Source organism: Serinicoccus sp. CUA-874 (assembly GCF_001942225.1).
In the GTDB taxonomy this organism is placed as follows: domain Bacteria; phylum Actinomycetota; class Actinomycetes; order Actinomycetales; family Dermatophilaceae; genus Ornithinicoccus; species Ornithinicoccus marinus.
Genome location: NZ_MKJZ01000006.1, coordinates 21,541 through 46,360 on the forward strand (window position 1 = coordinate 21,541; position 24,820 = coordinate 46,360).

The window sequence follows — 24,820 nt, forward strand, 5'->3', positions numbered from 1 at the left end:
CTCGAGCCCCGGTGCGCCTGCGCCGGGGCTCTCGTCGTGCCAGGCCATGGGGTAGCCGGCACCACGACGTGAAGGAGGCCAGTATGGCGACGCCCGAGAAGGTTGCTGCCATCGCCGAGCTGACGGAGAAGTTCCGCAGCTCCGGTGGGGCCGTGCTCACGGAGTACCGCGGGCTGCGGGTGAGCCAGATCACCGAGCTGCGCGCCTCCATGCGTGAGCACGCCACCTACGCCGTGGTGAAGAACACGCTGACCAAGCGTGCTGCTGCCGAGGCCGGCATCGACGGCCTCGACGAGCACCTCCAGGGGCCCACGGCCATCGCCTTCGTCACCGGTGACCCGGTGGAGGCGGCCAAGGGGCTGCGTGACTTCGCCAAGGCCAACCCGGCCCTGGTCATCAAGGCAGGCGTCCTCGACGGCAAGTCGCTGACGCCCGACGAGATCACCACGCTCGCGGACCTCGAGTCCCGCGAGGTCCTGCTGGCCAAGCTGGCGGGTGCCATGAAGGGCAACCTGTCCAAGGCCGTCGGCCTGTTCGCCGCCCCGATGTCCACGACCGCTCGGGTCGTGGAGTCGCTGCGCGCGAAGGTCGAGGAGCAGGGCGGGTCCGCCGCCGCGACCGAGTCGGCGCCGGCCGACGAGGCCGACACCACCGCCGAGGCAGCCGAGCCTGCCGAGGCGACCACCGACGTCGCCGAGGGTGGCGACGAGAGCTGACCGCACCGGCTCCGGCCACCGCGATCAGCACATTCATCACAACGCCACTCACGGCACACAACAGGAAGGAACGCCCATCATGGCGAAGCTGAGCACCGAGGAGCTCCTGGAGCAGTTCAAGGAGATGACCCTCATCGAGCTGTCCGAGTTCGTCAAGGCCTTCGAGGACACCTTCGAGGTCACCGCTGCTGCCCCGGTCGCCGTCGCGGCGGCCGGCGCCCCGGCTGCGGGCGGCGGCGACGCCGGCGGCGCTGCCGAGGAGCAGGACGAGTTCGACGTCATCCTCGAGGCGGCCGGCGACAAGAAGATCCAGGTCATCAAGGAGGTCCGCGCGCTGACCTCCCTCGGCCTCAAGGAGGCCAAGGACCTGGTCGACGGGGCCCCGAAGCCGGTCCTGGAGAAGGTCGACAAGGAGGCCGCCGAGAAGGCCAAGGAGCAGCTCGAGGGCGCTGGCGCCACCGTCACGCTCAAGTGAGCCCGGCGGGACCTGCGGGTATGCCGTAGGTCCCGGCCGCTCCACTCCGCCGAGGGCGGGGTCGCGCATCGTCGATGCGGGGCCCCGCCCTCGGTCGTCCCCGGTGTCTCCGTGCCGGAGGTGGTGCACGGACACGACGCGCGAGGTCCCCGTGTGCTTGACGAAGAGGCCTGCGAGGAGGACGATCGGGGGCGCGGGGCTCGTGGGCGGGCGAGTTGGACTCTCGGGGGAGGGGCGTGTAATGTAGTACTTTGCGCTGCCCTACCTCTGCCCTCGATCCCGCCGAAGAGATCGGTGCGCGCGCCGGCCGGTCCGTCGCTGCGCTTGACACCGACACTTCGTGCTGCGTTCTGCGAGCAGACGGGCGACGCCTGACCGCCGCACACATTTAGGCCCGTGGAAGGACCATCCTTGGCTGCCTCGCGCACTGCGAAGAAGACTGTGTCCACCGCTCAGACGCCCTCCGGCCGGCTGAGCTTTGCGAAGATCCGGGAGCCCCTCGAGGTCCCGGACCTTCTCGCCCTCCAGACCGACAGCTTCGACTGGCTGCTCGGCAACGAGGCCTGGCAGGCGCGGGTCGCCGACGCCGAGGCCGAGGGGCGCGACGACATCCCCACCACCTCCGGTCTGGAGGAGATCTTCGAGGAGATCTCGCCGATCGAGGACTTCTCCGGCTCCATGTCCCTGAGCTTCCGGGACCACCGGTTCGAGGAGCAGAAGTACTCCGTCGAGGAGTGCCAGGAGAAGGACATGACCTACTCCGCCCCGCTCTTCGTGACGGCCGAGTTCATCAACAACTCCACCGGTGAGATCAAGAGCCAGACCGTCTTCATGGGCGACTTCCCGCTCATGACGCCGCGCGGCACCTTCATCGTCAACGGCACCGAGCGCGTGGTCGTCTCCCAGCTCGTGCGCAGCCCGGGCGTCTACTTCGAGCGCAGCCTCGACAAGACCTCCGACAAGGACGTCTACTCCGCCAAGGTCATCCCGAGCCGCGGCGCGTGGCTCGAGTTCGAGGTCGACAAGCGCGACCAGGTCGGCGTCCGCGTCGACCGCAAGCGCAAGCAGAGCGTGACGGTGCTGCTCAAGGCGCTGGGTTGGACCAACGACCAGATCCTCGAGGAGTTCGGCGACTACGAGTCGATCCGCCTCACCCTGGAGAAGGACCACACCACCGACCAGGACGAGGCGCTGCTCGACATCTACCGCAAGCTGCGCCCGGGCGAGCCGCCGACCCGCGACGCGGCCGAGGCGCTGCTCAACAACCTCTACTTCAACCCCAAGCGCTACGACCTGGCCAAGGTCGGTCGCTACAAGATCAACAAGAAGCTCGGCCTGCAGGCCCCGCTGTCGGAGTCGGTGCTGGGCACCGACGACATCGTCGCCACGATCAAGTACCTCGTCGCGCTGCACGCCGGCGAGGAGCAGGTCGGCTCCCCGACCGGCGAGGTGCCGGCCGAGGTCGACGACATCGACCACTTCGGCAACCGTCGCCTCCGCAGCGTCGGCGAGCTCATCCAGAACCAGGTGCGCACCGGCCTGTCCCGGATGGAGCGGGTCGTGCGCGAGCGGATGACGACCCAGGACGTCGAGGCGATCACGCCGCAGACCCTGATCAACATCCGGCCGGTCGTCGCCTCCATCAAGGAGTTCTTCGGCACCAGCCAGCTGTCCCAGTTCATGGACCAGAACAACCCGCTGTCCGGGCTGACGCACAAGCGGCGGCTGTCGGCGCTGGGACCGGGTGGTCTGTCCCGCGACCGGGCCGGCATGGAGGTGCGCGACGTGCACCCCAGCCACTACGGCCGCATGTGCCCGATCGAGACCCCCGAGGGTCCCAACATCGGTCTCATCGGCTCGCTGGCCTCCTACGGACGGATCAACCCCTTCGGCTTCGTCGAGACCCCCTACCGGCGGGTCGAGGACGGCAAGGTCACCGATGTCGTCGACTACCTGTCCGCCGGCGAGGAGGACCGCTTCGTCATCGCCCAGGCCAACGCCAAGCTGGACGACGACGGCACTTTCCTCGACGACCGGGTGCTCGTGCGTGCCCGTGAGGGCGAGGCCGTGGACGTGCCCGCCTCCGAGGTGGACTACATGGACGTCTCCGCGCGCCAGATGGTGTCCGCGGCGACCGCGATGATCCCCTTCCTCGAGCACGACGACGCCAACCGTGCGCTCATGGGTGCCAACATGCAGCGGCAGGCGGTGCCGCTGGTCCGCGCCGAGGCCCCGCTCGTGGGCACCGGTATGGAGCACCGCGCCGCGCTCGACTCCGGCGACGTCGTGCGGGCCGCCAAGGCCGGCGCCGTCCAGGAGGTGTCCGCCGACCTGGTGACCGTGGCGAACGACGACGGGACCTACCAGTCCTACAAGATCAACAAGTTCACCCGGTCCAACCAGGGCAACTGCTACAACCAGCAGGTGCGGGTGGACGTCGGCGAGCACGTCGAGGCCGGCCAGCTCCTCGCCGACGGTCCCGCGACCGACGGTGGCGAGATGGCGCTGGGCCGCAACCTGCTCGTGGCCTTCATGCCCTGGGAGGGCTACAACTACGAGGACGCGATCATCCTCTCCCAGCGTCTGGTGCAGGACGACGTGCTCTCCTCGATCCACATCGAGGAGCACGAGATCGACGCCCGCGACACCAAGCTGGGTCCGGAGGAGATCACCCGGGACATCCCGAACGTCTCGGACGACGTCCTCGCCGACCTCGACGAGCGCGGCATCATCCGCATCGGTGCCGAGGTCCGCGACGGCGACCTGCTCGTCGGCAAGGTCACGCCCAAGGGCGAGACCGAGCTGACCCCGGAGGAGCGCCTGCTGCGCGCCATCTTCGGCGAGAAGGCCCGCGAGGTCCGCGACACCTCGATGAAGGTGCCGCACGGCGAGACCGGCACGGTCATCGGTGTCAAGGTCTTCGACCGCGAGGACGGCGACGAGCTGCCCCCGGGCGTCAACCAGCTGGTGCGGGTCTACGTCGCCAACAAGCGCAAGATCACCGACGGCGACAAGCTCGCCGGCCGCCACGGCAACAAGGGCGTCATCTCCAAGATCCTGCCGGTCGAGGACATGCCCTTCCTGGAGGACGGCACGCCGGTCGACGTCGTGCTCAACCCGCTGGGTGTGCCCGGCCGCATGAACATCGGCCAGATCCTCGAGCTGCACCTCGGCTGGGCCGCGGCCCAGGGGTGGTCGATCGAGGGTCAGCCGGAGTGGGCCGAGCTCATCCCGGACGACGCCCGCAGCGCCGAGCCGCGCACCCGCGTGGCCAGCCCGGTCTTCGACGCGCCCGCGAGGAGGAGATCGTCGGTCTGCTGGACTCCACCACGCCGACGCGTGACGGCCAGCGCCTCATCGACTCCAGCGGCAAGACCAAGCTGTTCGACGGCCGCTCCGGCGAGCCCTTCCCGGACGAGATCTCGGTCGGCTACATGTACGTCCTCAAGCTGCACCACCTCGTGGACGACAAGATCCACGCCCGCAGCACCGGGCCGTACTCGATGATCACCCAGCAGCCGCTGGGTGGTAAGGCGCAGTTCGGCGGCCAGCGCTTCGGTGAGATGGAGGTCTGGGCCCTGGAGGCCTACGGCGCCGCCTACGCGCTGCAGGAGCTCCTGACGATCAAGTCCGACGACGTCACCGGACGGGTGAAGGTCTACGAGTCGATCGTCAAGGGCGACAACGTCCCCGAGCCCGGCATCCCCGAGTCCTTCAAGGTGCTCATCAAGGAGATGCAGTCGCTGTGCCTGAACGTCGAGGTCCTGTCCTCCGACGGCAGCCAGATCGACCTGCGCGAGTCGGACACCGAGGTGTTCCGCGCGGCCGAGGAGCTCGGGATCGACCTGAGCCGGCGCGAGCCCAGCTCGGTCGAAGAGGTGTGACGGCGCGAAGCGCCTTGTCACACCTGACGAAAGGCGCCGGGCGCAGCCCGTCTGCGGGCGGCCCGGCACCAACCAAACTTGAGTTCGACTGCATACCTGAGAAAGAAGGCACATAGTGCTGGACGTCAACTTCTTCGACGAGCTGCGGATCGGCCTGGCCACGGCCGAGGACATCCGCACCTGGTCCCACGGCGAGGTCAAGAAGCCGGAGACCATCAACTACCGCACCCTCAAGCCCGAGAAGGACGGCCTCTTCTGCGAGAAGATCTTCGGCCCGACCCGGGACTGGGAGTGCTACTGCGGCAAGTACAAGCGGGTCCGCTTCAAGGGCATCATCTGTGAGCGCTGCGGCGTCGAGGTGACCCGGGCGGGCGTCCGGCGCGAGCGGATGGGCCACATCGAGCTCGCCGCCCCGGTCACCCACATCTGGTACTTCAAGGGTGTCCCGAGCCGGCTCGGCTACCTGCTCGACCTGGCCCCGAAGGACCTGGAGAAGGTCATCTACTTCGCGGCTACATGATCACCTCGGTCGACGAGGAGGGTCGTCACCAGGACCTGCCCAGCCTCGAGGCACAGATCCAGACCGAGAAGAAGGCGCTGGAGAACCGCCGCGACTCCGACGTGGAGGAGCGGGCCAAGAAGCTCGAGACCGACCTGGCCGAGCTGGAGGCCGAGGGTGCGAAGTCCGACGCGAAGCGCAAGGTCAAGGACGGCGCCGAGCGGGAGATGAACCAGATCCGCCGCCGGGCCGACGCTCAGGTCGAGCGCCTGGAGCAGGTCTGGGACCGGTTCAAGAACCTCAAGGTCCAGGACCTCGAGGGCGACGAGATCCTCTACCGCGAGATGCGTGACCGCTTCGGCATGTACTTCGAAGGCGGGATGGGTGCCGCGGCGCTGCAGAAGCGGCTGGAGAGCTTCGACCTCGACGCCGAGGCCGAGTCGCTGCGCGAGACCATCGCGACCGGCAAGGGCCAGCGCAAGACCCGCGCCATCAAGCGGCTCAAGGTCGTCACCAGCTTCCTGCAGACCAAGAACGAGCCGGCCGGCATGGTGCTGGACTGCGTCCCGGTCATCCCGCCGGACCTGCGCCCCATGGTGCAGCTCGACGGTGGCCGCTTCGCGACCTCGGACCTCAACGACCTCTACCGCCGTGTCATCAACCGCAACAACCGCCTCAAGCGGCTGCTGGACCTGGGCGCGCCGGAGATCATCGTCAACAACGAGAAGCGCATGCTGCAGGAGGCCGTCGACAGCCTCTTCGACAACGGCCGCCGAGGCCGTGCCGTCACCGGGCCGGGCAACCGGCCGCTGAAGTCGCTGTCCGACATGCTCAAGGGCAAGCAGGGCCGGTTCCGGCAGAACCTGCTCGGCAAGCGCGTCGACTACTCCGGCCGTTCGGTCATCGTCGTCGGCCCGCAGCTGCGGCTGCACCAGTGCGGTCTGCCCAAGCAGATGGCGCTGGAGCTCTTCAAGCCGTTCGTCATGAAGCGGCTGGTCGACCTCGACCACGCGCAGAACATCAAGTCCGCCAAGCGGATGGTCGAGCGTGGCCGCAGCGTCGTGTGGGACGTGCTCGAGGAGGTCATCACCGACCACCCCGTGCTGCTCAACCGCGCCCCCACGCTGCACCGTCTCGGCATCCAGGCCTTCGAGCCGCAGCTGGTCGAGGGCAAGGCAATCCAGATCCACCCGTTGGTCTGCACCGCCTTCAACGCCGACTTCGACGGCGACCAGATGGCGGTCCACGTGCCGCTGTCCGCCGAGGCCCAGGCCGAGGCCCGCATCCTCATGCTGAGCTCCAACAACATCCTCAAGCCGGCCGACGGTCGACCGGTGACCATGCCCACCCAGGACATGATCATCGGGCTGTTCCACCTGACCTCGGAGAGCACCCGGGGCGAGGCCGGCTCGGCCTACCTCGTGGACGAGGACGGCGAGCAGCACCTGCGCAGCTTCGGCTCGGTCGCGGAGGCGCGCATGGCCTTCGATGCCGGCCAGATCGAGCTGGGCAGCCGGATCCGGCTGCGGCTCAACCAGACCGCGACCCCGGAGGGCTTCGAGCTGCCCGAGGGAGCGGAGGTCAGCGAGGACGGTGTCGTCGACACCTTCGTCCTGGAGACCACGTTGGGCCGGGCGCTGTTCAACGACGCGCTGCCGCCGAACTACGCCTACATCGACGATGTCGTGGACAAGAAGCGGCTCTCCGCGATCGTCAACGACCTCGCCGAGCGCTACACCAAGGTGCAGGTCGCGGCCAGCCTGGACTCGCTCAAGGACGCCGGCTACCACTGGGCGACCCGGTCGGGCACCACGGTGGCGGTCTCCGACGTGCAGACGCCGGAGCGCAAGACCGAGATCCTGTCCTCCTACGAGGAGAAGGCGGCGAAGGTCCAGCTCCAGTACGAGCGCGGTCTGATCACCGAGACGAGCGCCGGCAGGAGCTCATCGAGATCTGGACCCAGGCGACCAACGAGGTGGCCAAGGAGCTCGAGACCTCGATGCCCAAGGACAACACCATCTACCGGATGGTGACCTCGGGTGCGCGAGGCAACTGGTTCCAGCTGCGGCAGATCGCCGGGATGCGCGGCCTCATGGCCAACCCGAAGGGCGAGATCATCCCGCGTCCGATCAAGTCCAACTTCCGCGAGGGCCTGTCGGTGCTGGAGTTCTTCATCTCCACGCACGGTGCCCGCAAGGGTCTGGCGGACACCGCGCTGCGGACCGCCGACTCGGGCTACCTCACCCGCCGCCTGGTGGACGTCAGCCAGGACGTCATCATCCGCGAGGACGACTGCGGCACCGACCGTGGCTTCGTCATGCCGATCGCCCAGGCCGGCGCCGAGGGTGGTCTGCGCGAGCACGACGACGTCGAGACCGCGGTCTACGCCCGCGTCCTCGCCGCCGACGTGGAGGTGGACGGCGAGGTCCTGGCCCAGGCGGGGATCGACCTCGGCGACGTGGTCATCGACAAGCTCGTGGCCGCCGGCGTCGAGGAGGTGAAGGTCCGCTCGGTCCTCACCTGCGAGTCCCTGGTCGGCACCTGCGCCAAGTGCTACGGCCGCTCGCTGGCCACCGGCAAGCTGGTCGACATCGGTGAAGCCGTCGGCATCATCGCGGCCCAGTCCATCGGTGAGCCCGGGACACAGCTGACGATGCGCACCTTCCACACCGGTGGTGTGGCCGGTGACGACATCACCCAGGGTCTGCCGCGTGTGGTCGAGCTCTTCGAGGCCCGCACCCCGAAGGCGGTCGCCCCGATCGCCGAGGCGACCGGCCGGATCGAGGTCGAGGACACCGACAAGACGCGTCGGCTGCTGCTCACCCCGGACGACGGCAGCGACGAGCATGCCTACCCGGTCAGCAAGCGCGCGCGCCTGCTGGTCTCGGACGGCGAGCACGTCCAGGTCGGCACCCAGCTCGTGGTCGGTGCGATCGACCCCAAGCAGGTGCTGCGCATCCTCGGCCCCCGGGCCACCCAGCAGCACCTGGTCGACCAGGTGCAGGGCGTCTACCGCCAGCAGGGTGTGTCGATCCACGACAAGCACATCGAGGTCATCGTGCGGCAGATGCTGCGCCGGGTGACGATCATCGAGGCCGGCGACACCGAGCTGCTGCCGGGCACGCTCGCCGAGCGCGGTCGCTTCGAGACCGAGAACCGACGGGTCGTCTCCGAGGGCGGTCGTCCCGCCTCGGGCCGTCCCGAGCTCATGGGCATCACCAAGGCCTCGCTGGCGACCGACTCCTGGCTCTCCGCGGCCTCCTTCCAGGAGACCACCCGCGTCCTCACCGAGGCCGCGATGGAGGCCAAGAGCGACCCGCTGCTGGGTCTGAAGGAGAACGTCATCCTCGGCAAGCTGATCCCCGCGGGGACCGGCCTGACGCGCTACCGCAACCTGACGGTGGAGCCGACCGAGGAGGCCAAGGCCGCCGCGTACGCCGTCCCGGACTACGAGGACTTCGACTACGCCGGCACCTTCGGCCAGGGCAGCGGCGAGGCCGTCCGTCTCGACGACGTCCCCATGGACGAGCCGCGCTACTGACGCGGGGACCGGTCGGCGCCACGCGTCGACCGCGCACGCACGGGCGGGTATGCCGGTGCTCGGCATACCCGCCCGTGGCGGTCCTGCGAGGATTTGTCCGCGTGCCGCGAGGCCGGTACTCTGGAGAGTCGTGCGTGGGCTAGGTCCTGCGCACGCGTCGGCGCCTCACGCCGGCACCCATCTCTCGCCGGGCAGTCCGCCCCGGCCCTGGCCCCGCACGACCGGGCGTCCGGGCGCCGGGCGGGAAGTGCAGGGGAGAGCAGCGTGTCCGACACGCCCGACCTCGGGTGTCGAAGACAGGCCCAACCCTAGGAGCGTGACCCGCGGGGCCGGCACGGCCGCGCGGCGAGCGAGGACCAACGACGACTGACGGAGACTCAGTGCCTACGATCAACCAGCTCGTCCGCAAGGGCCGGCAGGACAAGGTCAAGAAGACCAACTCCCCGGCCCTCAAGGGCAACCCGCAGCGCCGAGGCGTCTGCACCCGCGTCTACACGACCACCCCCAAGAAGCCGAACTCCGCCCTGCGCAAGGTCGCCCGTGTGCGCCTCACCAGCGGCGTGGAGGTCACGGCCTACATCCCGGGCGTCGGTCACAACCTCCAGGAGCACTCGATCGTGCTCGTCCGCGGCGGCCGGGTCAAGGACCTCCCCGGTGTCCGCTACAAGATCATCCGCGGATCCCTGGACACCCAGCGTCCGGGGCCGCAACCAGGCCCGGTCCCGCTACGGCGCCAAGAAGGAGAAGAAGTAATGCCTCGTAAGGGCCCCGCTCCGAAGCGCCCCCTCATCAACGACCCGGTCTACGGCTCGACCCTCGTCACCCAGCTGGTCAACAAGATCCTGCTGGACGGCAAGAAGGCGACCGCCGAGCGCATCGTCTACGGCGCCCTCGAGGGCTGCCGGGCCAAGACCGGCACCGACCCCGTGCAGACACTGAAGCGTGCGCTGGACAACGTCAAGCCGGCGCTGGAGGTCAAGTCCCGCCGCGTCGGTGGTGCGACCTACCAGGTCCCGATCGAGGTCAAGCCCGGCCGTAGCACCACGCTCGCGCTGCGCTGGCTCGTCGGCTACTCCCGGCAGCGCCGCGAGAAGACGATGACCGAGCGCCTCATGAACGAGATCCTCGACGCGAGCAACGGTCTGGGTGCCGCGGTCAAGCGCCGCGAGGACACCCACAAGATGGCCGACGCCAACAAGGCGTTCGCGCACTACCGCTGGTAAGCGACACCGCGGTTCACCCCCTCCCGACGAAGACCCGACCAGAGAAGAGAGACTGTGGCACTCGACGTCCTCACGGACCTCAACAAGGTCCGCAACATCGGCATCATGGCGCACATCGATGCCGGCAAGACGACGACCACCGAGCGGATCCTGTTCTACACCGGCATCAACTACAAGATCGGTGAGACGCACGACGGCGCCTCCACGATGGACTGGATGGAGCAGGAGCAGGAGCGTGGCATCACGATCACCTCCGCCGCGACGACGACGTTCTGGAAAGACAACCAGATCAACATCATCGACACCCCGGGGCACGTCGACTTCACCGTCGAGGTGGAGCGGTCCCTGCGCGTGCTCGACGGTGCCGTCGCCGTCTTCGACGGCAAGGAGGGCGTCGAGCCGCAGTCCGAGACCGTCTGGCGGCAGGCGGACAAGTACGACGTCCCCCGCATCTGCTTCGTCAACAAGATGGACAAGCTCGGGGCCGACTTCTACTTCACCGTGCAGACCATCAAGGACCGCCTGGGGGCGACCCCGCTGGTGATCCAGCTGCCGATCGGCGCCGAGAGCGACTTCATCGGTGTCGTCGACCTCATCAAGATGCGTGCCCTCACCTGGCGCGGCGAGGTCGCCAAGGGTGAGGACTACGTCGTCGAGGACATCCCCGCCGACCTCCAGGCCAAGGCCGAGGAGTACCGCGAGACGCTCGTCGAGCAGGTCGCCGAGGCCACCGACGAGCTGATGGAGAAGTACCTCGAAGAGGGCGAGCTCACCGAGGAGGAGCTGGTCGCCGGCATCCGCGCGATGACCGTCAACAGCCAGGCCTACCCGGTCATGTGCGGCTCCGCCTTCAAGAACAAGGGTGTCCAGCCCATGCTGGACGCGGTCATCTCCTACCTGCCCTCCCCGCTGGACGTCCCGCCGATGATCGGCCACGACCCCAGCGACGAGAGCGTCGAGCTGACCCGTCGCCCCGACTCGACCGAGCCGTTCTCCGGCCTGGCCTTCAAGGTGGCGACGCACCCGTTCTTCGGCACGCTGACCTACGTGCGCGTCTACTCGGGCAAGATCGACGCCGGTCAGCCCGTCTACAACGCCACCAAGGGCCGCAAGGAGCGCATCGGCAAGCTGTTCCAGATGCACTCCAACAAGGAGAACCCTGTCGGCACCGCGTCGGCCGGTCACATCTACGCGATGATCGGCCTCAAGGACACGACCACCGGTGACACGCTCTCGGACATGAACCAGCACATCGTGCTGGAGTCCATGAGCTTCCCGGAGCCGGTCATCCACGTGGCGATCGAGCCCAAGACCAAGGGCGACCAGGAGAAGCTGTCCACCGCGATCCAGAAGCTGGTCCAGGAGGACCCCACCTTCACCGTCCGGCTGGACGAGGAGACCGGTCAGACCGTCATCGGCGGGATGGGCGAGCTGCACCTGGACGTCTTCGTGGACCGCATGAAGCGCGAGTTCAAGGTCGAGGCCAACGTCGGCGCCCCGCAGGTCGCCTACCGCGAGACCATCAAGAAGGTCGTGGAGAAGTACGACTACACCCACAAGAAGCAGACCGGTGGGTCGGGTCAGTTCGCCAAGGTCCAGCTGACCTTCGAGCCGCTGGACACCGCGGAGGGCGAGCTCTACGAGTTCGACAACTCGGTGACCGGTGGGCGTGTCCCCAAGGAGTACATCCCCTCGGTGGACCAGGGCATCCAGGACGCCATGCAGGTCGGCATCCAGGCCGGCTACCCGGTGGTCGGCATCAAGGCCACCCTGCTGGACGGCGCCTACCACGACGTCGACTCCTCCGAGATGGCGTTCAAGATCGCCGGCTCGATGGCCTTCAAGGAGGCCGCTCGCCGCGCCAACCCGGTGCTGCTCGAGCCGATGATGGCCGTCGAGGTCCGGACCCCGGAGGACTACATGGGGGACGTCATCGGCGACCTCAACTCCCGCCGTGGCCAGATCCAGTCCATGGAGGACATCTCCGGTGCCAAGGTCGTCAAGGCCGTGGTGCCGCTGTCCGAGATGTTCGGGTACGTTGGTGACCTCAGGTCCCGGACCCAGGGTCGTGCCAACTACACGATGCAGTTCGACTCCTACGCCGAGGTTCCCAAGAACGTCGCCGAGGAGATCATCAAGAAGGTCCGCGGCGAGTGAGCCCGCTCACTCCGTCCGCGGAGTGATGGACCGAGCAACACCCATCCCAGACGTCGGCACCGGCACCGAGCCGGTGACGACTGCACATCCCGAGTCCAACAGGAGGACACGAAAGTGGCGAAGGCCAAGTTCGAGCGGAGCAAGCCGCACGTCAACATCGGCACCATCGGTCACATCGACCACGGCAAGACCACCCTCACGGCTGCCATCTCCAAGGTGCTGCACGACAAGTACCCGGAGTTGAACCAGGCCTCGCCCTTCGACTCCATCGACAAGGCGCCCGAGGAGAAGCAGCGCGGGATCACGATCTCGATCGCGCACATCGAGTACCAGACGGAGAAGCGTCACTACGCGCACGTCGACTGCCCCGGTCACGCCGACTACGTCAAGAACATGATCACCGGCGCGGCCCAGATGGACGGTGCGATCCTCGTGGTCGCCGCCACCGACGGCCCGATGCCGCAGACCAAGGAGCACGTCCTCCTGGCCCGTCAGGTCGGCGTCCCCTACATCGTCGTGGCGCTGAACAAGGCCGACATGGTCGACGACGAGGAGATCATGGAGCTCGTCGAGATGGAGGTCCGCGAGCTGCTCTCCTCCTACGAGTTCCCGGGCGACGACCTGCCGGTCGTCAAGGTCTCCGCGCTCAAGGCGCTGGAGGGCGACGAGGAGTGGGCCAACACCATCCTCGAGCTCATGGACTCCGTGGACGAGTACATCCCGGAGCCGGAGCGCGACCTGGACAAGCCGTTCATGATGCCCGTCGAGGACGTCTTCACGATCACCGGTCGTGGCACCGTCGTCACCGGTCGTATCGAGCGCGGCATCCTCAAGGTCAACGAGGAGATCGAGATCGTGGGTATCCGCCCCGGCTCGAGCAAGACGACCGTCACCGGCATCGAGATGTTCCGCAAGCTGCTCGACGAGGGCCGTGCGGGTGAGAACGTCGGCCTGCTGCTGCGTGGCACCAAGCGCGAGGACGTCGAGCGCGGCCAGGTCATCGTCAAGCCCGGCACCATCACCCCGCACACCGAGTTCGAGGCGCAGGCCTACATCCTGTCCAAGGACGAGGGTGGCCGGCACACGCCGTTCTACGACAACTACCGTCCGCAGTTCTACTTCCGGACCACGGACGTCACCGGTGTCGTGCACCTGCCCGAGGGCACCGAGATGGTCATGCCCGGCGACAACACCGACATGAAGGTCGAGCTGATCCAGCCGATCGCCATGGAGGAGGGCCTGATGTTCAACATCCGCGAGGGCGGCCGCACCGTCGGTGCCGGCCGGGTCACCAAGATCCTCAAGTGATCTGACCCCTCACGGTCGCGAAGGCCCCCGTCATCCGTGACGGGGGCCTTCGCGCGTCCCGACCAGGACCGGCCGGCGCCGGGACGACACGACGTCGTCGCACTACAGTGCCGGACGGTGGACCGCTCCCGAGTCCAGGAGGCCTCGTGCTCGTCTGGTATGCCGCCTACGGGTCCAACCTGCACCGCGGCCGCTTCCTGCGCTACCTGCAGGGCGGTCGACCCGACGGGGCGCACCGCACCTACGCGGGCGCCCGTGACGCCGCCGCGCCGCGGGACGACGTCGCCTACCACCTGCCCGGACAGCTCCGGTTCGGGTGGACCTCGCCCACGTGGGGCGGGGGGATCGCCTTCTACGAGGCGAGCGGTGGCGAGGGGCGGCCGTCCGGGGCGGAGCCGGAGGAGGGGGAGGGCCCGGAGGTCCTGGCCCGCGCCTACCTCCTCACCGACGAGCAGTTCGCCGATGTCGTCGCCCAGGAGATGCGGCGTGCCCCCGGCGCCGCGCTCGACCTGACGCCGACCTTGCGCGCCGGGCGGCACGCGTACGGCCCGGGGCGCTACGAGACGGTGCACCACGTGGGTGACCTCGAGGGCCGTCCCGTCCTCACCTTCACCGCGGACCGCCCGACCGACCTGTCGGAGAACGCCCCGGCCCCGGCCTACCTCCGCACCATCGCGAGCGGGCTCGTGGACGCGCACCGGCTCAGTCTCGACGAGGTGGTGAGGTACCTCCGACGCAGCCCGGCGGTGGGTGCCGCGTGGACCCCGGGAGAGCTGACCGAGCTGCTGGGGGAGGGGAACACCCTCGCCGGGCCGCCCCCGCCAGGGTCGATTTGAGGTGCTGCCGCGCTTCGTGGCACACTAGACAGGTTGCTTGGCGCGCGGCGTGCACCCATGTGCGCGTCGCCGGCCGTCCAGCACGCATCCCTGACACGGACGCGGGCGACGGCAGCGCCGGCCCCGGCCGAGCCGGGCACGGACACCGCCCAGATCGATGGAGAGATCCATGGGTGACGTCCGCGGGAGGCGCGACACGCCCGACCGCGGGGGTCGGTGGCCACCCGTGCCCGACGGTCGGCCCACGAATGTTCCAGATGGACGACGAGAGAGAGTCAGACAAGCGATGGCGGGACAGAAGATCCGCATCCGGCTGAAGTCGTACGACCACGAGGTCATCGACAGCTCGGCGCGCAAGATCGTTGACACGGTGACCCGTGCCGGCGCCACCGTGGTCGGCCCGGTGCCGCTGCCGACGGAGAAGAACGTCTTCTGCGTCATCCGGTCGCCGCACAAGTACAAGGACAGCCGCGAGCACTTCGAGATGCGCACCCACAAGCGGCTGATCGACATCGTCGACCCCACCCCCAAGGCGGTCGACTCCTTGATGCGTCTCGACCTCCCGGCGGACGTCAACATCGAGATCAAGCTGTGAGTGTGACGACGATGACTATGGCAACCACTGCATCGACCACGACGCGCACCCTCAAGGGCGTCCTCGGCGAGAAGCTCGGCATGACCCAGGTCTGGGACGCGAGAACCGCCTGGTCCCGGTCACGGTCATCAAGGCCGGTCCGGCCGTCGTCACCCAGGTGCGCAACGCCGAGACCGACGGCTACGACGCGGTCCAGATCGCCTTCGGGGCGATCGACCCGCGCAAGGTGACCCAGCCGCTCAAGGGGCACTTCGCCAAGGCCGGGGTCACCCCCCGCCGGCACGTCGCCGAGCTGCGCACCGCCGACGCCGCCGACTACGAGCTCGGCCAGGAGATCACGGCCGAGGCCTTCGAGGGCGGCCAGAAGGTGGACGTCACCGGCACCACCAAGGGCAAGGGCTTCGCGGGCGTCATGAAGCGTCACGGCTTCTCCGGCGTCGGCGCCTCGCACGGTGCCCACCGCAACCACCGCAAGCCGGGGTCCATCGGTGGCTGCGCCACCCCGGGCCGCGTCTTCAAGGGCCTGCGCATGGCCGGCCGCATGGGCGGCGAGCGCCAGACCACCTCGAACCTGACCGTCCACGCCGTGGACGCGGACAAGGGCCTGCTGCTCATCAAGGGTGCCGTCCCCGGCCCCCGCGGCGGCGTCGTCCTCGTGCGCACGGCCGCGAAGGGTGCGTGAACCAGCTATGACCACCATCACCATCACCAAGCCCGCAGGCGGTGACGCCGGCACCGTGGACCTGCCCGCCGAGCTCTTCGACGTGCAGACCAACGTGCCGCTCATCCACCAGGTCGTCGTGGCGCAGCTCGCCGCGGCGCGCCAGGGCACCCACGCCACCAAGACCCGCGGCGCCGTCCGCGGCGGTGGCCGCAAGCCCTACCGCCAGAAGGGGACCGGTCGCGCCCGTCAGGGCTCGACCCGGGCGCCGCAGTTCGCCGGCGGTGGCACGGTCCACGGGCCGCAGCCGCGCAGCTACGCCCAGAAGACCCCCAAGAAGATGAAGGCCGCCGCCCTGCGCGGTGCGCTGTCCGACCGGGCGCGGCACGGGCGTATCCACGTCCTGTCCGCCCTCGTCGAGGGGGAGGCCCCGTCGACGAAGACCGCCCGCACGGCGCTGCTGGCGCTCTCGGACCGCCCGAACTTCCTCGTGGTCCTGGACCGCGCGGACGAGCTCGGTCTGCGCAGCGTGCGCAACATGGCCGAGGTCCACGTGCTCTTCGTCGACCAGCTCAACACCTACGACGTGCTGTGCGCCGACGACGTGGTCTTCACCCAGGCGGCCCTGGACACCTTCATCTCCGGCCCCGCCGCGACTGCCGAGGAGACCGAGTGAGCACTGCATTCAGCACCCAGAAGGACCCGCGGGACATCCTGCTCTCGCCGGTCGTGTCGGAGAAGTCCTACGCGCTGCTCGACCAGGGGAAGTACACCTTCCTGGTCGACCCCCGCGCCAACAAGTCGGAGATCAAGAAGGCCGTCGAGTCGATCTTCGACGTCAAGGTCTCCTCGGTGCACACGATGAACCGCCAGGGCAAGGCCCGCCGCACCCGCTTCGGCATGGGGCGGCGCAAGGACACGAAGCGGGCCATCGTCACGCTCCGTGAGGGCTCCATCGACATCTTCGGCACGCTCTGAGCGCCGGGACACGAGAAGCTAGAGGACTTTCGAGAATGGCTATTCGCAAGTACAAGCCGACGACGCCGGGCCGCCGTGGCTCGAGCGTGGCCGACTTCGTCGAGGTGACCCGCTCCACCCCGGAGAAGTCGCTGGTCAAGCCGCTGTCCAAGACGGGCGGCCGCAACACCTCGGGTCGCATCACGACGCGGCACATTGGTGGTGGCCACAAGCGCGCCTACCGGGTCATCGACTTCCGTCGGGCCGACAAGGACGGCGTGAACGCCAAGGTCGCGCACATCGAGTACGACCCCAACCGCACCGCCCGCATCGCGCTGCTGCACTACACCGACGGCGAGAAGCGCTACATCATCGCGCCGAACCGGCTGAAGCAGGGCGACACGGTCGAGAACGGCCCGTCCGCGGACATCAAGCCCGGCAACAACCTGCCGCTGCGCAACATCCCGGTGGGTACCGTCATCCACGCCATCGAGCTGCGGCCCGGTGGGGGAGCCAAGATCGCCCGCTCCGCCGGTGCCCGCGTGCAGCTGGTCGCCAAGGAGGGCTCGATGGCCCAGCTCCGGATGCCTTCCGGCGAGATCCGCAACGTCGACGCGCGCTGCCGCGCGACGATCGGCGAGGTCGGCAACGCCGAGCAGAGCAACATCAGCTGGGGCAAGGCCGGCCGCATGCGGTGGAAGGGCAAGCGCCCGACCGTCCGCGGTGTCGTCATGAACCCGGTCGACCACCCGCACGGTGGTGGAGAGGGCCGGACCTCCGGTGGCCGCCACCCGGTGAGCCCCTGGGGCCAGCCCGAGGGTCGTACCCGCAAGCCCAACAAGCCCAGCGACAAGCTCATCGTGCGCCGTCGCCGGACCGGCAAGAAGCGCTGAGTTTAGGAGCAGTCCGAAGAATGCCTCGCAGCCTGAAGAAGGGCCCGTTCGTCGACGGCCACCTCACCAAGAAGGTGGACGCGCAGAACGAGGCCGGAACCAAGAACGTCATCAAGACCTGGTCCCGCCGGTCGATGATCACCCCCGACATGCTCGGCCACACCCTCGCGGTCCACGACGGCCGCAAGCACGTCCCGGTCTTCGTGACCGAGTCGATGGTCGGTCACAAGCTCGGTGAGTTCGCTCCGACCCGCACGTTCAAGGGTCACGAGAAGGACGACAGGAAGGGTCGCCGGCGATGACGACCACCACGAACAGCACGGAAGAAAGATTCGTCATGGAAGCCAAGGCGCAGGCGCGGTTCGTCCGCGTGACGCCGATGAAGGCGCGCCGTGTCGTCGACCTGATCCGGGGCAAGAGCGTCCCGGAGGCCCAGGCCCTGATGCGGTTCGCTCCGCAGAGCGCCAGCGAGCCGGTGCTCAAGGTCCTGAACAGCGCGGTCGCCAACGCCCGTCACGCCGCGGACAACGCCGGCTCGGGCATCGACGAGGCCAGCCTCGTCGTGGCCTCCGCCTACGTCGACGAGGGCCCGACCATGAAGCGCTTCCGCCCGCGGGCCCAGGGTCGCGCGAGCCGGATCAACAAGCGCACCAGCCACATCACCGTGGTTGTCGCCGAGCAGACCAAGGGAGGTGCCCGCTGATGGGGCAGAAGATCAACCCGAACGGCTACCGCCTGGGCATCACGACCGACCACCGCAGCCGCTGGTTCGCCGACTCCACGAAGGAGGGTCAGCGCTACCGCGACTACGTGAAGGAAGACGTCGCGATCCGTGAGCTGCTGTCGACCGGCATGGACCGGGCCGGCATCTCCAAGGTCGAGATCGAGCGCACCCGGGACCGCGTCCGCGTGGACATCCACACCGCCCGCCCCGGCATCGTCATCGGTCGCCGCGGCGCCGAGGCCGACCGCCTGCGCGGTGCGCTGGAGAAGCTCACCGGGAAGCAGGTGCAGCTCAACATCCTCGAGGTGAAGAACCCGGAGGTGGACGCGCAGCTGGTCGCCCAGGGCATCGCCGAGCAGCTCGCCGCTCGCGTGACCTTCCGTCGCGCGATGCGCAAGGGTATGCAGTCGGCGCTGCGGGCCGGTGCCAAGGGCATCCGGATCCAGTGCTCCGGCCGTCTCGGCGGCGCCGAGATGTCCCGGTCGGAGTTCTACCGCGAGGGCCGGGTGCCGCTGCACACGCTCCGGGCGAACATCGACTACGGCCTCTACGAGGCCAAGACGACCTTCGGGCGCATCGGCGTCAAGGTCTGGATCTACAAGGGCGACCTGACCGCCAAGGAGCTCGCGCGCGAGGAGGCCCAGGCCCCCAGCGGTCGCGGTGACCGCCGCGGTGGCCGAGGCGGCCGTGGCGGATCCGGCGGCGAGCGTCGCGGCCGGGCCCCGCGCCGGGACGAGGCGAGCAGCGCCGAGACCGGTGCCGCGGCTCCTGCGAGCGCGCCGGCCGAGTCGGCCCAGGCCGCCCCCGCCACCACCGAGGGAGGGCAGTCCTGATGTTGATCCCCCGTCGCGTCAAGCACCGCAAGCAGCACCACCCCGGCCGCTCCGGCATGGCCAAGGGTGGCACCCAGCTCGCGTTCGGTGACTACGGCATCCAGGCGCTTGCGCCGGCCTACGTCACCAACCGGCAGATCGAGTCCGCTCGTATCGCCATGACCCGCTACATCAAGCGAGGCGGCAAGGTGTGGATCAACATCTACCCGGACCGTCCGCTGACCAAGAAGCCCGCCGAGACCCGCATGGGTTCGGGCAAGGGCTCGCCCGAGTGGTGGGTGGCCAACGTCAAGCCCGGCCGCGTCATGTTCGAGCTGTCCGGTGTGTCCGAGGACGTCGCCCGCGAGGCGCTCCGTCTGGCGATGCACAAGCTGCCCATGAAGACCCGCTTCGTCTCCCGTGAGGGTGGTGACATCTGATGGCTGTCGGTTCTGCGAACCTGACCCCCGAGCAGCTGCGCGGCCTGGAGGACGGCCCGCTGGCCGACGCTCTGGCCGAGGCCAAGAAGGAGCTGTTCAACCTGCGATTCCAGTCCGCCACCGGGCAGCTGGAGAGCCACGGCCGGCTGCGTGCCGTCCGCAAGGACATCGCGCGCATCTACACCGAGATGCGCGAGCGCGAGCTCGGCATCGGCCGTGAGTCCGACGAGAACGAGAAGGTGGGCTGAGCATGAGCGAGAGCACCCAGACCCAGGCCGAGGAGACCGCGGCGACCGCGGTCGAGGCGCACGAGCCGAGCGAGAGCTCGCTCGGGCACGGCGGTGACCGCAACTACCGCAAGGTGCGGCAGGGCTACGTCGTCAGCGACAAGATGGACAAGACGATCGTCGTCCAGGTCGAGGACCGCGTGAAGCACGGTCTCTACGGCAAGGTCCTGCGGACGACCAACAAGGTCAAGGCCCATGACGCGGACAACACCGCCGGGATCGGCGACCGCGTCCTCATCATGGAGACCCGCCCCCTGTCGGCCACCAAGCGCTGGCGCCTGGTGGAGATCCTGGAGAAGGCCAAGTAAGAACACCCCCCGGGGGCTCGCGCCCCCCGTGCACCCCCACACCACGACGTCTGGCCAGGCTCACGGCATACCGCGTGAGAACCAGCCGGCAGTAGGAGAACGAACAGTGATCCAGCAGGAGTCGCGACTGCGCGTCGCCGACAACACCGGTGCCAAGGAGCTCCTGTGCATCCGTGTGCTCGGTGGCTCCGGCCGCCGCTACGCGGGCATCGGGGACACCATCGTGGCCACGGTGAAGGACGCCATCCCCGGCGGCAACGTCAAGAAGGGCGACGTCGTCAAGGCGGTCATCGTGCGCACCCGCAAGGAGCGTCGGCGCCCCGACGGCAGCTACATCCGTTTCGACGAGAACGCCGCGGTCATCCTCAAGAACGACGGTGACCCCCGCGGTACCCGCATCTTCGGCCCGGTGGGCCGTGAGCTGCGCGACAAGCGATTCATGCGGATCGTCTCGCTCGCGCCGGAGGTGATCTGAGGACATGGCGAAGATGAAGATCAAGAAGAACGACCTGGTGCAGGTCATCGCCGGCAAGGACAAGGGCCTGCAGGGCCGCGTCATCGCCGTGCACACCGACACCGACCGCGTGCTGGTCGAGGGCGTCAACCGCATCACCAAGCACACCCGTGCCGGTGGGCAGCGGGGCGTCAACACCGGTGGCATCCAGGTCCAGGAGGCCCCCATCCACGTGTCCAACGTGATGGTGGTCGACCCGGAGACCAAGACGCCGACCCGGATCCGGACGCGCGTCGAGACGGTGGACCGCGATGGCCGCGACAAGACGGTGCGCACCCGCGTGGCGGTGCGCTCGGGTAAGGACCTGTGAGCATGACTGACACGATCACCGACAACGCGACCGAGCAGGACGCTGCGAGCGCCGCCCCCGCGCCGCGCATGAAGGGCCGCTACCGCGAGGACATCGTCCCCGCGATGACCGAGCAGTTCGCTACGCCAACCCGATGCAGGTGCCCGGGCTGGTCAAGATCACCGTCAACATGGGTGTCGGCGAGGCCGCTCGCGACAGCAAGCTCATCGAGGGCGCCATCCGCGACCTGGCCACCATCACCGGTCAGAAGCCGTCGGTCACGAAGGCCCGCAAGTCGATCGCGCAGTTCAAGCTGCGCGAGGGTATGCCGATCGGTGCGCACGTGACGCTGCGCGGCGACCGCATGTGGGAGTTCCTCGACCGTCTGCTCGCGCTGGCCCTGCCGCGCATCCGCGACTTCCGCGGTCTGTCCCCGCGCCAGTTCGACGGCAACGGCAACTACACCTTCGGCCTCAACGAGCAGTCCATGTTCCACGAGATCGACCAGGACAAGATCGACCGCGTCCGCGGCATGGACATCACGGTCGTGACCACCGCCAAGACCGACGACGAGGGCCGGGCGCTGCTGAAGCACCTGGGCTTCCCGTTCAAGGAGAACTGATGGCCAAGACCGCGCTGATCAACAAGGCCAACCGCAAGCCGAAGTTCGCGGTGCGCGCCTACACCCGCTGCCAGCGGTGCGGCCGTCCGCACTCGGTCTACCGCAAGTTCGGCCTGTGCCGGATCTGCCTGCGCGAGATGGCGCACCGGGGCGAGCTGCCCGGCGTGACCAAGTCGAGCTGGTGACGGCGGCACACCCGCCCGAGCCCACGGCACACCGCACCACCTGCATCTGAGAAACCACCACCTGGAACATCGAAGGTCGCCCGGGAGCCCCGGGGGAAACCGCGATGAGAAAGGGCACGAAGCCCATGACCATGACCGACCCGATCGCGGACATGCTGACCCGGATCCGGAACGCCAACTCGGCGCACAAGGACCAGGTCTCCATGCCGTACTCCAAGCTGAAGTCCACCATCGCCGAGATCCTCAAGGCCGAGGGCTACATCGCCTCCTGGTCCTCTGCGGAGGCCGAGGTGGGCAGCACGCTGATCATCGACCTCAAGTACGGCCCCAACCGGGAGCGCTCCATCGCGGGTGTGCGCCGTGTGTCCAAGCCGGGCCTGCGCGTCTACGCGAAGTCCACCAACCTGCCCCGGGTGCTGGGCGGCCTGGGCGTGGCCATCATCTCCACGTCCTCGGGCCTGCTCACCGACCGCCAGGCGGCCGAGAAGGGCGTCGGCGGCGAAGTGCTCGCCTACGTCTGGTGACCCGGAGCAGAAGGTAAGGAGCACAGAAGAATGTCTCGAATCGGACGACTCCCCGTCACCGTCCCCTCCGGTGTCGACGTGGCCATCGACGGCTCGACCGTCACCGTCAAGGGCCCCAAGGGTCAGCTCGCGCTCGACGTCGTCGAGCCGATCGCGGTGGCCGCCGGCGAGGACGGCAGCATCGAGGTGACCCGACCGGACGACGAGCGTGACTCGCGGTCCCGGCACGGCCTCACGCGCAGCCTCATCGCCAACATGGTCGAGGGCGTGACCAACGGCTACACCAAGAAGTTGGAGATCCACGGCACGGGGTACCGCGTGGTGGCCAGGGGCAGCGACCTGGAGTTCGCGCTCGGCTACAGCCACCCCATCCTCATCAAGGCCCCGGAGGGCATCACCTTCCAGGTCGAGAACCCCACCCGGTTCTCGGTCACGGGCATCGACAAGCAGCAGGTCGGCGAGGTCGCCGCGAACATCCGCAAGCTGCGCCGCCCTGACCCCTACAAGGGCAAGGGCGTGCGCTACGAGGGTGAGCGCATCCGCCGCAAGGTCGGAAAGGCTGGTAAGTAAGCCATGGCACAGATCGTCAAGCGCGCCAAGAGCAAGAGCGCCGCGCGGGGCCGCCGTCACGTGCGGCTGCGCAAGAAGGTCACCGGCACCACGGAGCGTCCGCGCATCGTGGTCAACCGGTCCTCCCGGCACGTCTTCGTCCAGCTGGTCGACGACACCCGCAGCGCGACCGTGGCCTCGGCCTCGACCATGGAGCGGACCTGCGTTCCGCCGACGGCGACAAGACCGCCAAGGCCCGGCGCGTCGGTGAGCTGCTCGCCGAGCGTGCCAAGGCCGCCGGCGTCGAGACCGCGGTCTTCGACCGTGGTGGCAACCGTTACGCCGGCCGGGTGGCCGCGATCGCGGAGGGCGCCCGCGAGGGCGGCCTGGCCCTCTGACAGACCCCGACAGACACAGACCAGGAAAGAGGAACCTTCCTATGGCTGGTGACTTCCAGCGCCGCGGCTCTGGTGGCAGCTCCGCCTCCGGTGACGCCCGCGACAACCGTCGGGGCGGCCGTGACAACAACCGAGACAACCGTGACGGCCGTGGCCGTGGCGGCCGGGACGACGACCGCAACCAGTACCTGGAGCGCGTCGTCACCATCAACCGCGTGGCCAAGGTCGTCAAGGGTGGCCGCCGCTTCAGCTTCACCGCGCTCGTCGTGGTGGGTGACGGCGACGGCACCGTGGGCGTCGGCTACGGCAAGGCCAAGGAGGTGCCGGCCGCGATCTCCAAGGGCGTGGAGGAGGCGAAGAAGAACTTCTTCCGCGTGCCCCGGATCGCCGGCACCATCCCGCACCCCATCCAGGGTGAGGACGCCGCGGGCGTCGTCATGCTGAAGCCGGCCAGCCCGGGTACCGGTGTCATCGCCGGTGGTCCGGTGCGCGCCGTGCTCGAGTGCGCCGGCATCCACGACGTGCTCAGCAAGTCGCTCGGGTCCAGCAACTCCATCAACATCATCCACGCCACCGTCGCGGCCCTGCAGGGGCTGGAGCAGCCGGAGTCCGTCGCGGCCCGCCGGGGCAAGTCCCTCGAGGACGTCGCCCCGCACGCGATGCTCAAGGCTCGCGCCGACGCGGCGGCCGAGGCGAAGGCAGGTGCCTGATGGCCAAGCTCAAGGTGACCCAGATCAAGTCCACCGTCGGCACCAAGCACATGCACCGGGAGACCGTCCGGAGCCTGGGCTTGAAGCGGATCGGTGACACCGTCGTCAAGGAGGACCGCCCGGAGTTCCGGGGCATGGTCCGCACGGTCGCCCACCTGGTGACCGTGGAGGAGGTTGACTGATATGGCCGACAGCACCGCCCGCCGCGAGGCGGCCGCGCTCAAGGTCCACCACCTGCGCCCGGCCCCGGGAGCCAAGACCGCCAAGACCCGTGTGGGTCGCGGTGAGGCGTCCAAGGGCAAGACCGCAGGCCGCGGCACCAAGGGCACCAAGGCCCGCTACCAGGTGCCCGAGACCTTCGAGGGTGGACAGACCCCGATGCACATGCGGCTCCCGAAGCTGCGCGGGTTCACCAACCCGTTCAAGGTGACCTACCAGGTCGTCAACCTCGACACCCTGGCCTCCCTCTTCCCCGAGGGCGGCTCCATCGGCCCGGCCGACCTGGTGGCCAAGGGCGCGGTCCGCAAGGGCCAGCCGGTCAAGGTCCTCGGCACCGGCGAGGTGTCCGTCAAGCTCGATGTCACCGCCACCAAGTTCTCGGCCTCCGCCAAGGAGAAGATCGAGGCGGCCGGCGGCAGCACCACCGAGGCCTGACCGGCCCCCTGCCGCACCGCTCGTCCACGTGAGGTCCTGCGTCGCTCCGGCGACTGCAG

24 protein-coding genes and 6 pseudogenes are annotated in these 24,820 nt (G+C 68.7%); all 30 read left to right on the forward strand.

What is annotated here, in order from left to right; all coding sequences use genetic code 11:
- The first annotated feature begins 83 nt into the window (after window positions 1–83).
- The 30 genes and pseudogenes from rplJ to rplO all read left to right on the forward strand — a co-directional run bounded on the left by rplJ (window position 84) and on the right by rplO (window position 24,761).
- Window positions 84–716, forward strand: coding sequence for a 50S ribosomal protein L10 (gene rplJ, locus BJF80_RS02525; protein WP_022925283.1), 633 nt, complete (start codon window positions 84–86; stop codon window positions 714–716).
- Between the two features lie 79 nt (window positions 717–795).
- Window positions 796–1,191: a 50S ribosomal protein L7/L12 gene (gene rplL, locus BJF80_RS02530; protein ID WP_022925284.1), complete on the forward strand. Its 396-nt coding sequence runs from the start codon at window positions 796–798 to the stop codon at window positions 1,189–1,191.
- Between the two features lie 411 nt (window positions 1,192–1,602).
- Window positions 1,603–5,075: pseudogene (gene rpoB, locus BJF80_RS02535) on the forward strand (DNA-directed RNA polymerase subunit beta).
- Window positions 5,076–5,190: 115 nt separating this feature from the next.
- A pseudogene (locus tag BJF80_RS02540) lies at window positions 5,191–9,115 on the forward strand (DNA-directed RNA polymerase subunit beta').
- Between the two features lie 380 nt (window positions 9,116–9,495).
- Window positions 9,496–9,868 (forward strand): annotated as a pseudogene (rpsL, locus tag BJF80_RS18075) (30S ribosomal protein S12).
- Window positions 9,868–10,338, forward strand: a complete 471-nt coding sequence (gene rpsG, locus BJF80_RS18080) for a 30S ribosomal protein S7 (protein ID WP_058890627.1) — start codon at window positions 9,868–9,870, stop codon at window positions 10,336–10,338. Before rpsL ends, rpsG begins: the two are co-directional and overlap by 1 nt.
- A gap of 54 nt (window positions 10,339–10,392) precedes the next feature.
- A complete protein-coding gene (gene fusA / locus BJF80_RS02555) occupies window positions 10,393–12,495 on the forward strand; it encodes an elongation factor G (RefSeq protein ID WP_075811118.1) in 2,103 nt (700 codons plus the stop codon).
- A gap of 114 nt (window positions 12,496–12,609) precedes the next feature.
- Complete coding sequence (gene tuf / locus BJF80_RS02560) at window positions 12,610–13,803, forward strand: elongation factor Tu (RefSeq protein WP_075811119.1); 1,194 nt, start codon at window positions 12,610–12,612, stop codon at window positions 13,801–13,803.
- Between the two features lie 146 nt (window positions 13,804–13,949).
- A complete protein-coding gene (locus BJF80_RS02565; RefSeq protein ID WP_022925291.1) occupies window positions 13,950–14,639 on the forward strand; it encodes a hypothetical protein in 690 nt (229 codons plus the stop codon).
- A 286-nt stretch (window positions 14,640–14,925) separates the two neighbouring features.
- Window positions 14,926–15,234 carry a 30S ribosomal protein S10 gene (gene rpsJ, locus BJF80_RS02570; protein ID WP_006946210.1) on the forward strand — a complete coding sequence of 103 codons (309 nt, stop codon included), beginning with the start codon at window positions 14,926–14,928 and terminating at the stop codon, window positions 15,232–15,234.
- A gap of 17 nt (window positions 15,235–15,251) precedes the next feature.
- Window positions 15,252–15,916: pseudogene (gene rplC, locus BJF80_RS02575) on the forward strand (50S ribosomal protein L3).
- Between the two features lie 7 nt (window positions 15,917–15,923).
- Window positions 15,924–16,571 carry a 50S ribosomal protein L4 gene (rplD, locus tag BJF80_RS02580; RefSeq protein WP_022925293.1) on the forward strand — a complete coding sequence of 216 codons (648 nt, stop codon included), beginning with the start codon at window positions 15,924–15,926 and terminating at the stop codon, window positions 16,569–16,571.
- The gene (gene rplW / locus BJF80_RS02585; RefSeq protein ID WP_022925294.1) at window positions 16,568–16,873 is read left to right on the forward strand and encodes a 50S ribosomal protein L23; all 306 of its coding nucleotides are present in this window, start codon (window positions 16,568–16,570) and stop codon (window positions 16,871–16,873) included. The genes rplD and rplW overlap by 4 nt, the downstream gene beginning before the upstream one ends.
- 35 nt (window positions 16,874–16,908) lie before the next feature.
- Entirely contained in the window at window positions 16,909–17,745 is an 837-nt protein-coding gene (gene rplB, locus BJF80_RS02590) for a 50S ribosomal protein L2 (protein WP_075811120.1), read from the forward strand.
- A gap of 20 nt (window positions 17,746–17,765) precedes the next feature.
- On the forward strand, window positions 17,766–18,047 hold the full coding sequence (rpsS, locus tag BJF80_RS02595; protein ID WP_022925296.1) for a 30S ribosomal protein S19: 282 nt from the start codon (window positions 17,766–17,768) through the stop codon (window positions 18,045–18,047).
- 35 nt (window positions 18,048–18,082) lie between these two features.
- A complete protein-coding gene (rplV, locus tag BJF80_RS02600) occupies window positions 18,083–18,448 on the forward strand; it encodes a 50S ribosomal protein L22 (protein WP_075811121.1) in 366 nt (121 codons plus the stop codon).
- Window positions 18,448–19,302, forward strand: coding sequence for a 30S ribosomal protein S3 (rpsC, locus tag BJF80_RS02605; protein ID WP_075811122.1), 855 nt, complete (start codon window positions 18,448–18,450; stop codon window positions 19,300–19,302). Before rplV ends, rpsC begins: the two co-directional genes overlap by 1 nt.
- Entirely contained in the window at window positions 19,302–19,721 is a 420-nt protein-coding gene (gene rplP, locus BJF80_RS02610; RefSeq protein WP_066641570.1) for a 50S ribosomal protein L16, read from the forward strand. Before rpsC ends, rplP begins: the two co-directional genes overlap by 1 nt.
- Complete coding sequence (gene rpmC / locus BJF80_RS02615; RefSeq protein ID WP_022925300.1) at window positions 19,721–19,969, forward strand: 50S ribosomal protein L29; 249 nt, start codon at window positions 19,721–19,723, stop codon at window positions 19,967–19,969. The genes rplP and rpmC overlap by 1 nt, the downstream gene beginning before the upstream one ends.
- Window positions 19,970–19,971: 2 nt before the next feature.
- Window positions 19,972–20,316 carry a 30S ribosomal protein S17 gene (gene rpsQ / locus BJF80_RS19595; protein ID WP_022925301.1) on the forward strand — a complete coding sequence of 115 codons (345 nt, stop codon included), beginning with the start codon at window positions 19,972–19,974 and terminating at the stop codon, window positions 20,314–20,316.
- Window positions 20,317–20,422: 106 nt separating this feature from the next.
- Window positions 20,423–20,791, forward strand: a complete 369-nt coding sequence (rplN, locus tag BJF80_RS02625; RefSeq protein ID WP_010148661.1) for a 50S ribosomal protein L14 — start codon at window positions 20,423–20,425, stop codon at window positions 20,789–20,791.
- 4 nt (window positions 20,792–20,795) lie between these two features.
- On the forward strand, window positions 20,796–21,140 hold the full coding sequence (gene rplX, locus BJF80_RS02630) for a 50S ribosomal protein L24 (protein ID WP_022925302.1): 345 nt from the start codon (window positions 20,796–20,798) through the stop codon (window positions 21,138–21,140).
- Window positions 21,141–21,142: 2 nt separating this feature from the next.
- Window positions 21,143–21,741 (forward strand): annotated as a pseudogene (gene rplE / locus BJF80_RS02635) (50S ribosomal protein L5).
- A complete protein-coding gene (locus BJF80_RS02640) occupies window positions 21,741–21,926 on the forward strand; it encodes a type Z 30S ribosomal protein S14 (protein WP_022925304.1) in 186 nt (61 codons plus the stop codon). Before rplE ends, BJF80_RS02640 begins: the two are co-directional and overlap by 1 nt.
- Window positions 21,927–22,051: 125 nt before the next feature.
- Window positions 22,052–22,450 (forward strand): 30S ribosomal protein S8, encoded by a 399-nt coding sequence (rpsH, locus tag BJF80_RS02645; RefSeq protein ID WP_022925305.1) that lies wholly within the window; start codon window positions 22,052–22,054, stop codon window positions 22,448–22,450.
- Between the two features lie 30 nt (window positions 22,451–22,480).
- A complete protein-coding gene (rplF, locus tag BJF80_RS02650) occupies window positions 22,481–23,020 on the forward strand; it encodes a 50S ribosomal protein L6 (protein ID WP_075811124.1) in 540 nt (179 codons plus the stop codon).
- Between the two features lie 3 nt (window positions 23,021–23,023).
- Window positions 23,024–23,397, forward strand: a pseudogene (gene rplR / locus BJF80_RS02655) (50S ribosomal protein L18).
- 41 nt (window positions 23,398–23,438) lie between these two features.
- Entirely contained in the window at window positions 23,439–24,107 is a 669-nt protein-coding gene (gene rpsE, locus BJF80_RS02660; RefSeq protein WP_022925308.1) for a 30S ribosomal protein S5, read from the forward strand.
- Window positions 24,107–24,289 (forward strand): 50S ribosomal protein L30, encoded by a 183-nt coding sequence (gene rpmD, locus BJF80_RS02665; RefSeq protein ID WP_010148653.1) that lies wholly within the window; start codon window positions 24,107–24,109, stop codon window positions 24,287–24,289. The genes rpsE and rpmD overlap by 1 nt, the downstream gene beginning before the upstream one ends.
- Window position 24,290: 1 nt before the next feature.
- Window positions 24,291–24,761, forward strand: a complete 471-nt coding sequence (rplO, locus tag BJF80_RS02670; protein WP_022925309.1) for a 50S ribosomal protein L15 — start codon at window positions 24,291–24,293, stop codon at window positions 24,759–24,761.
- Window positions 24,762–24,820: the final 59 nt, after the last annotated feature.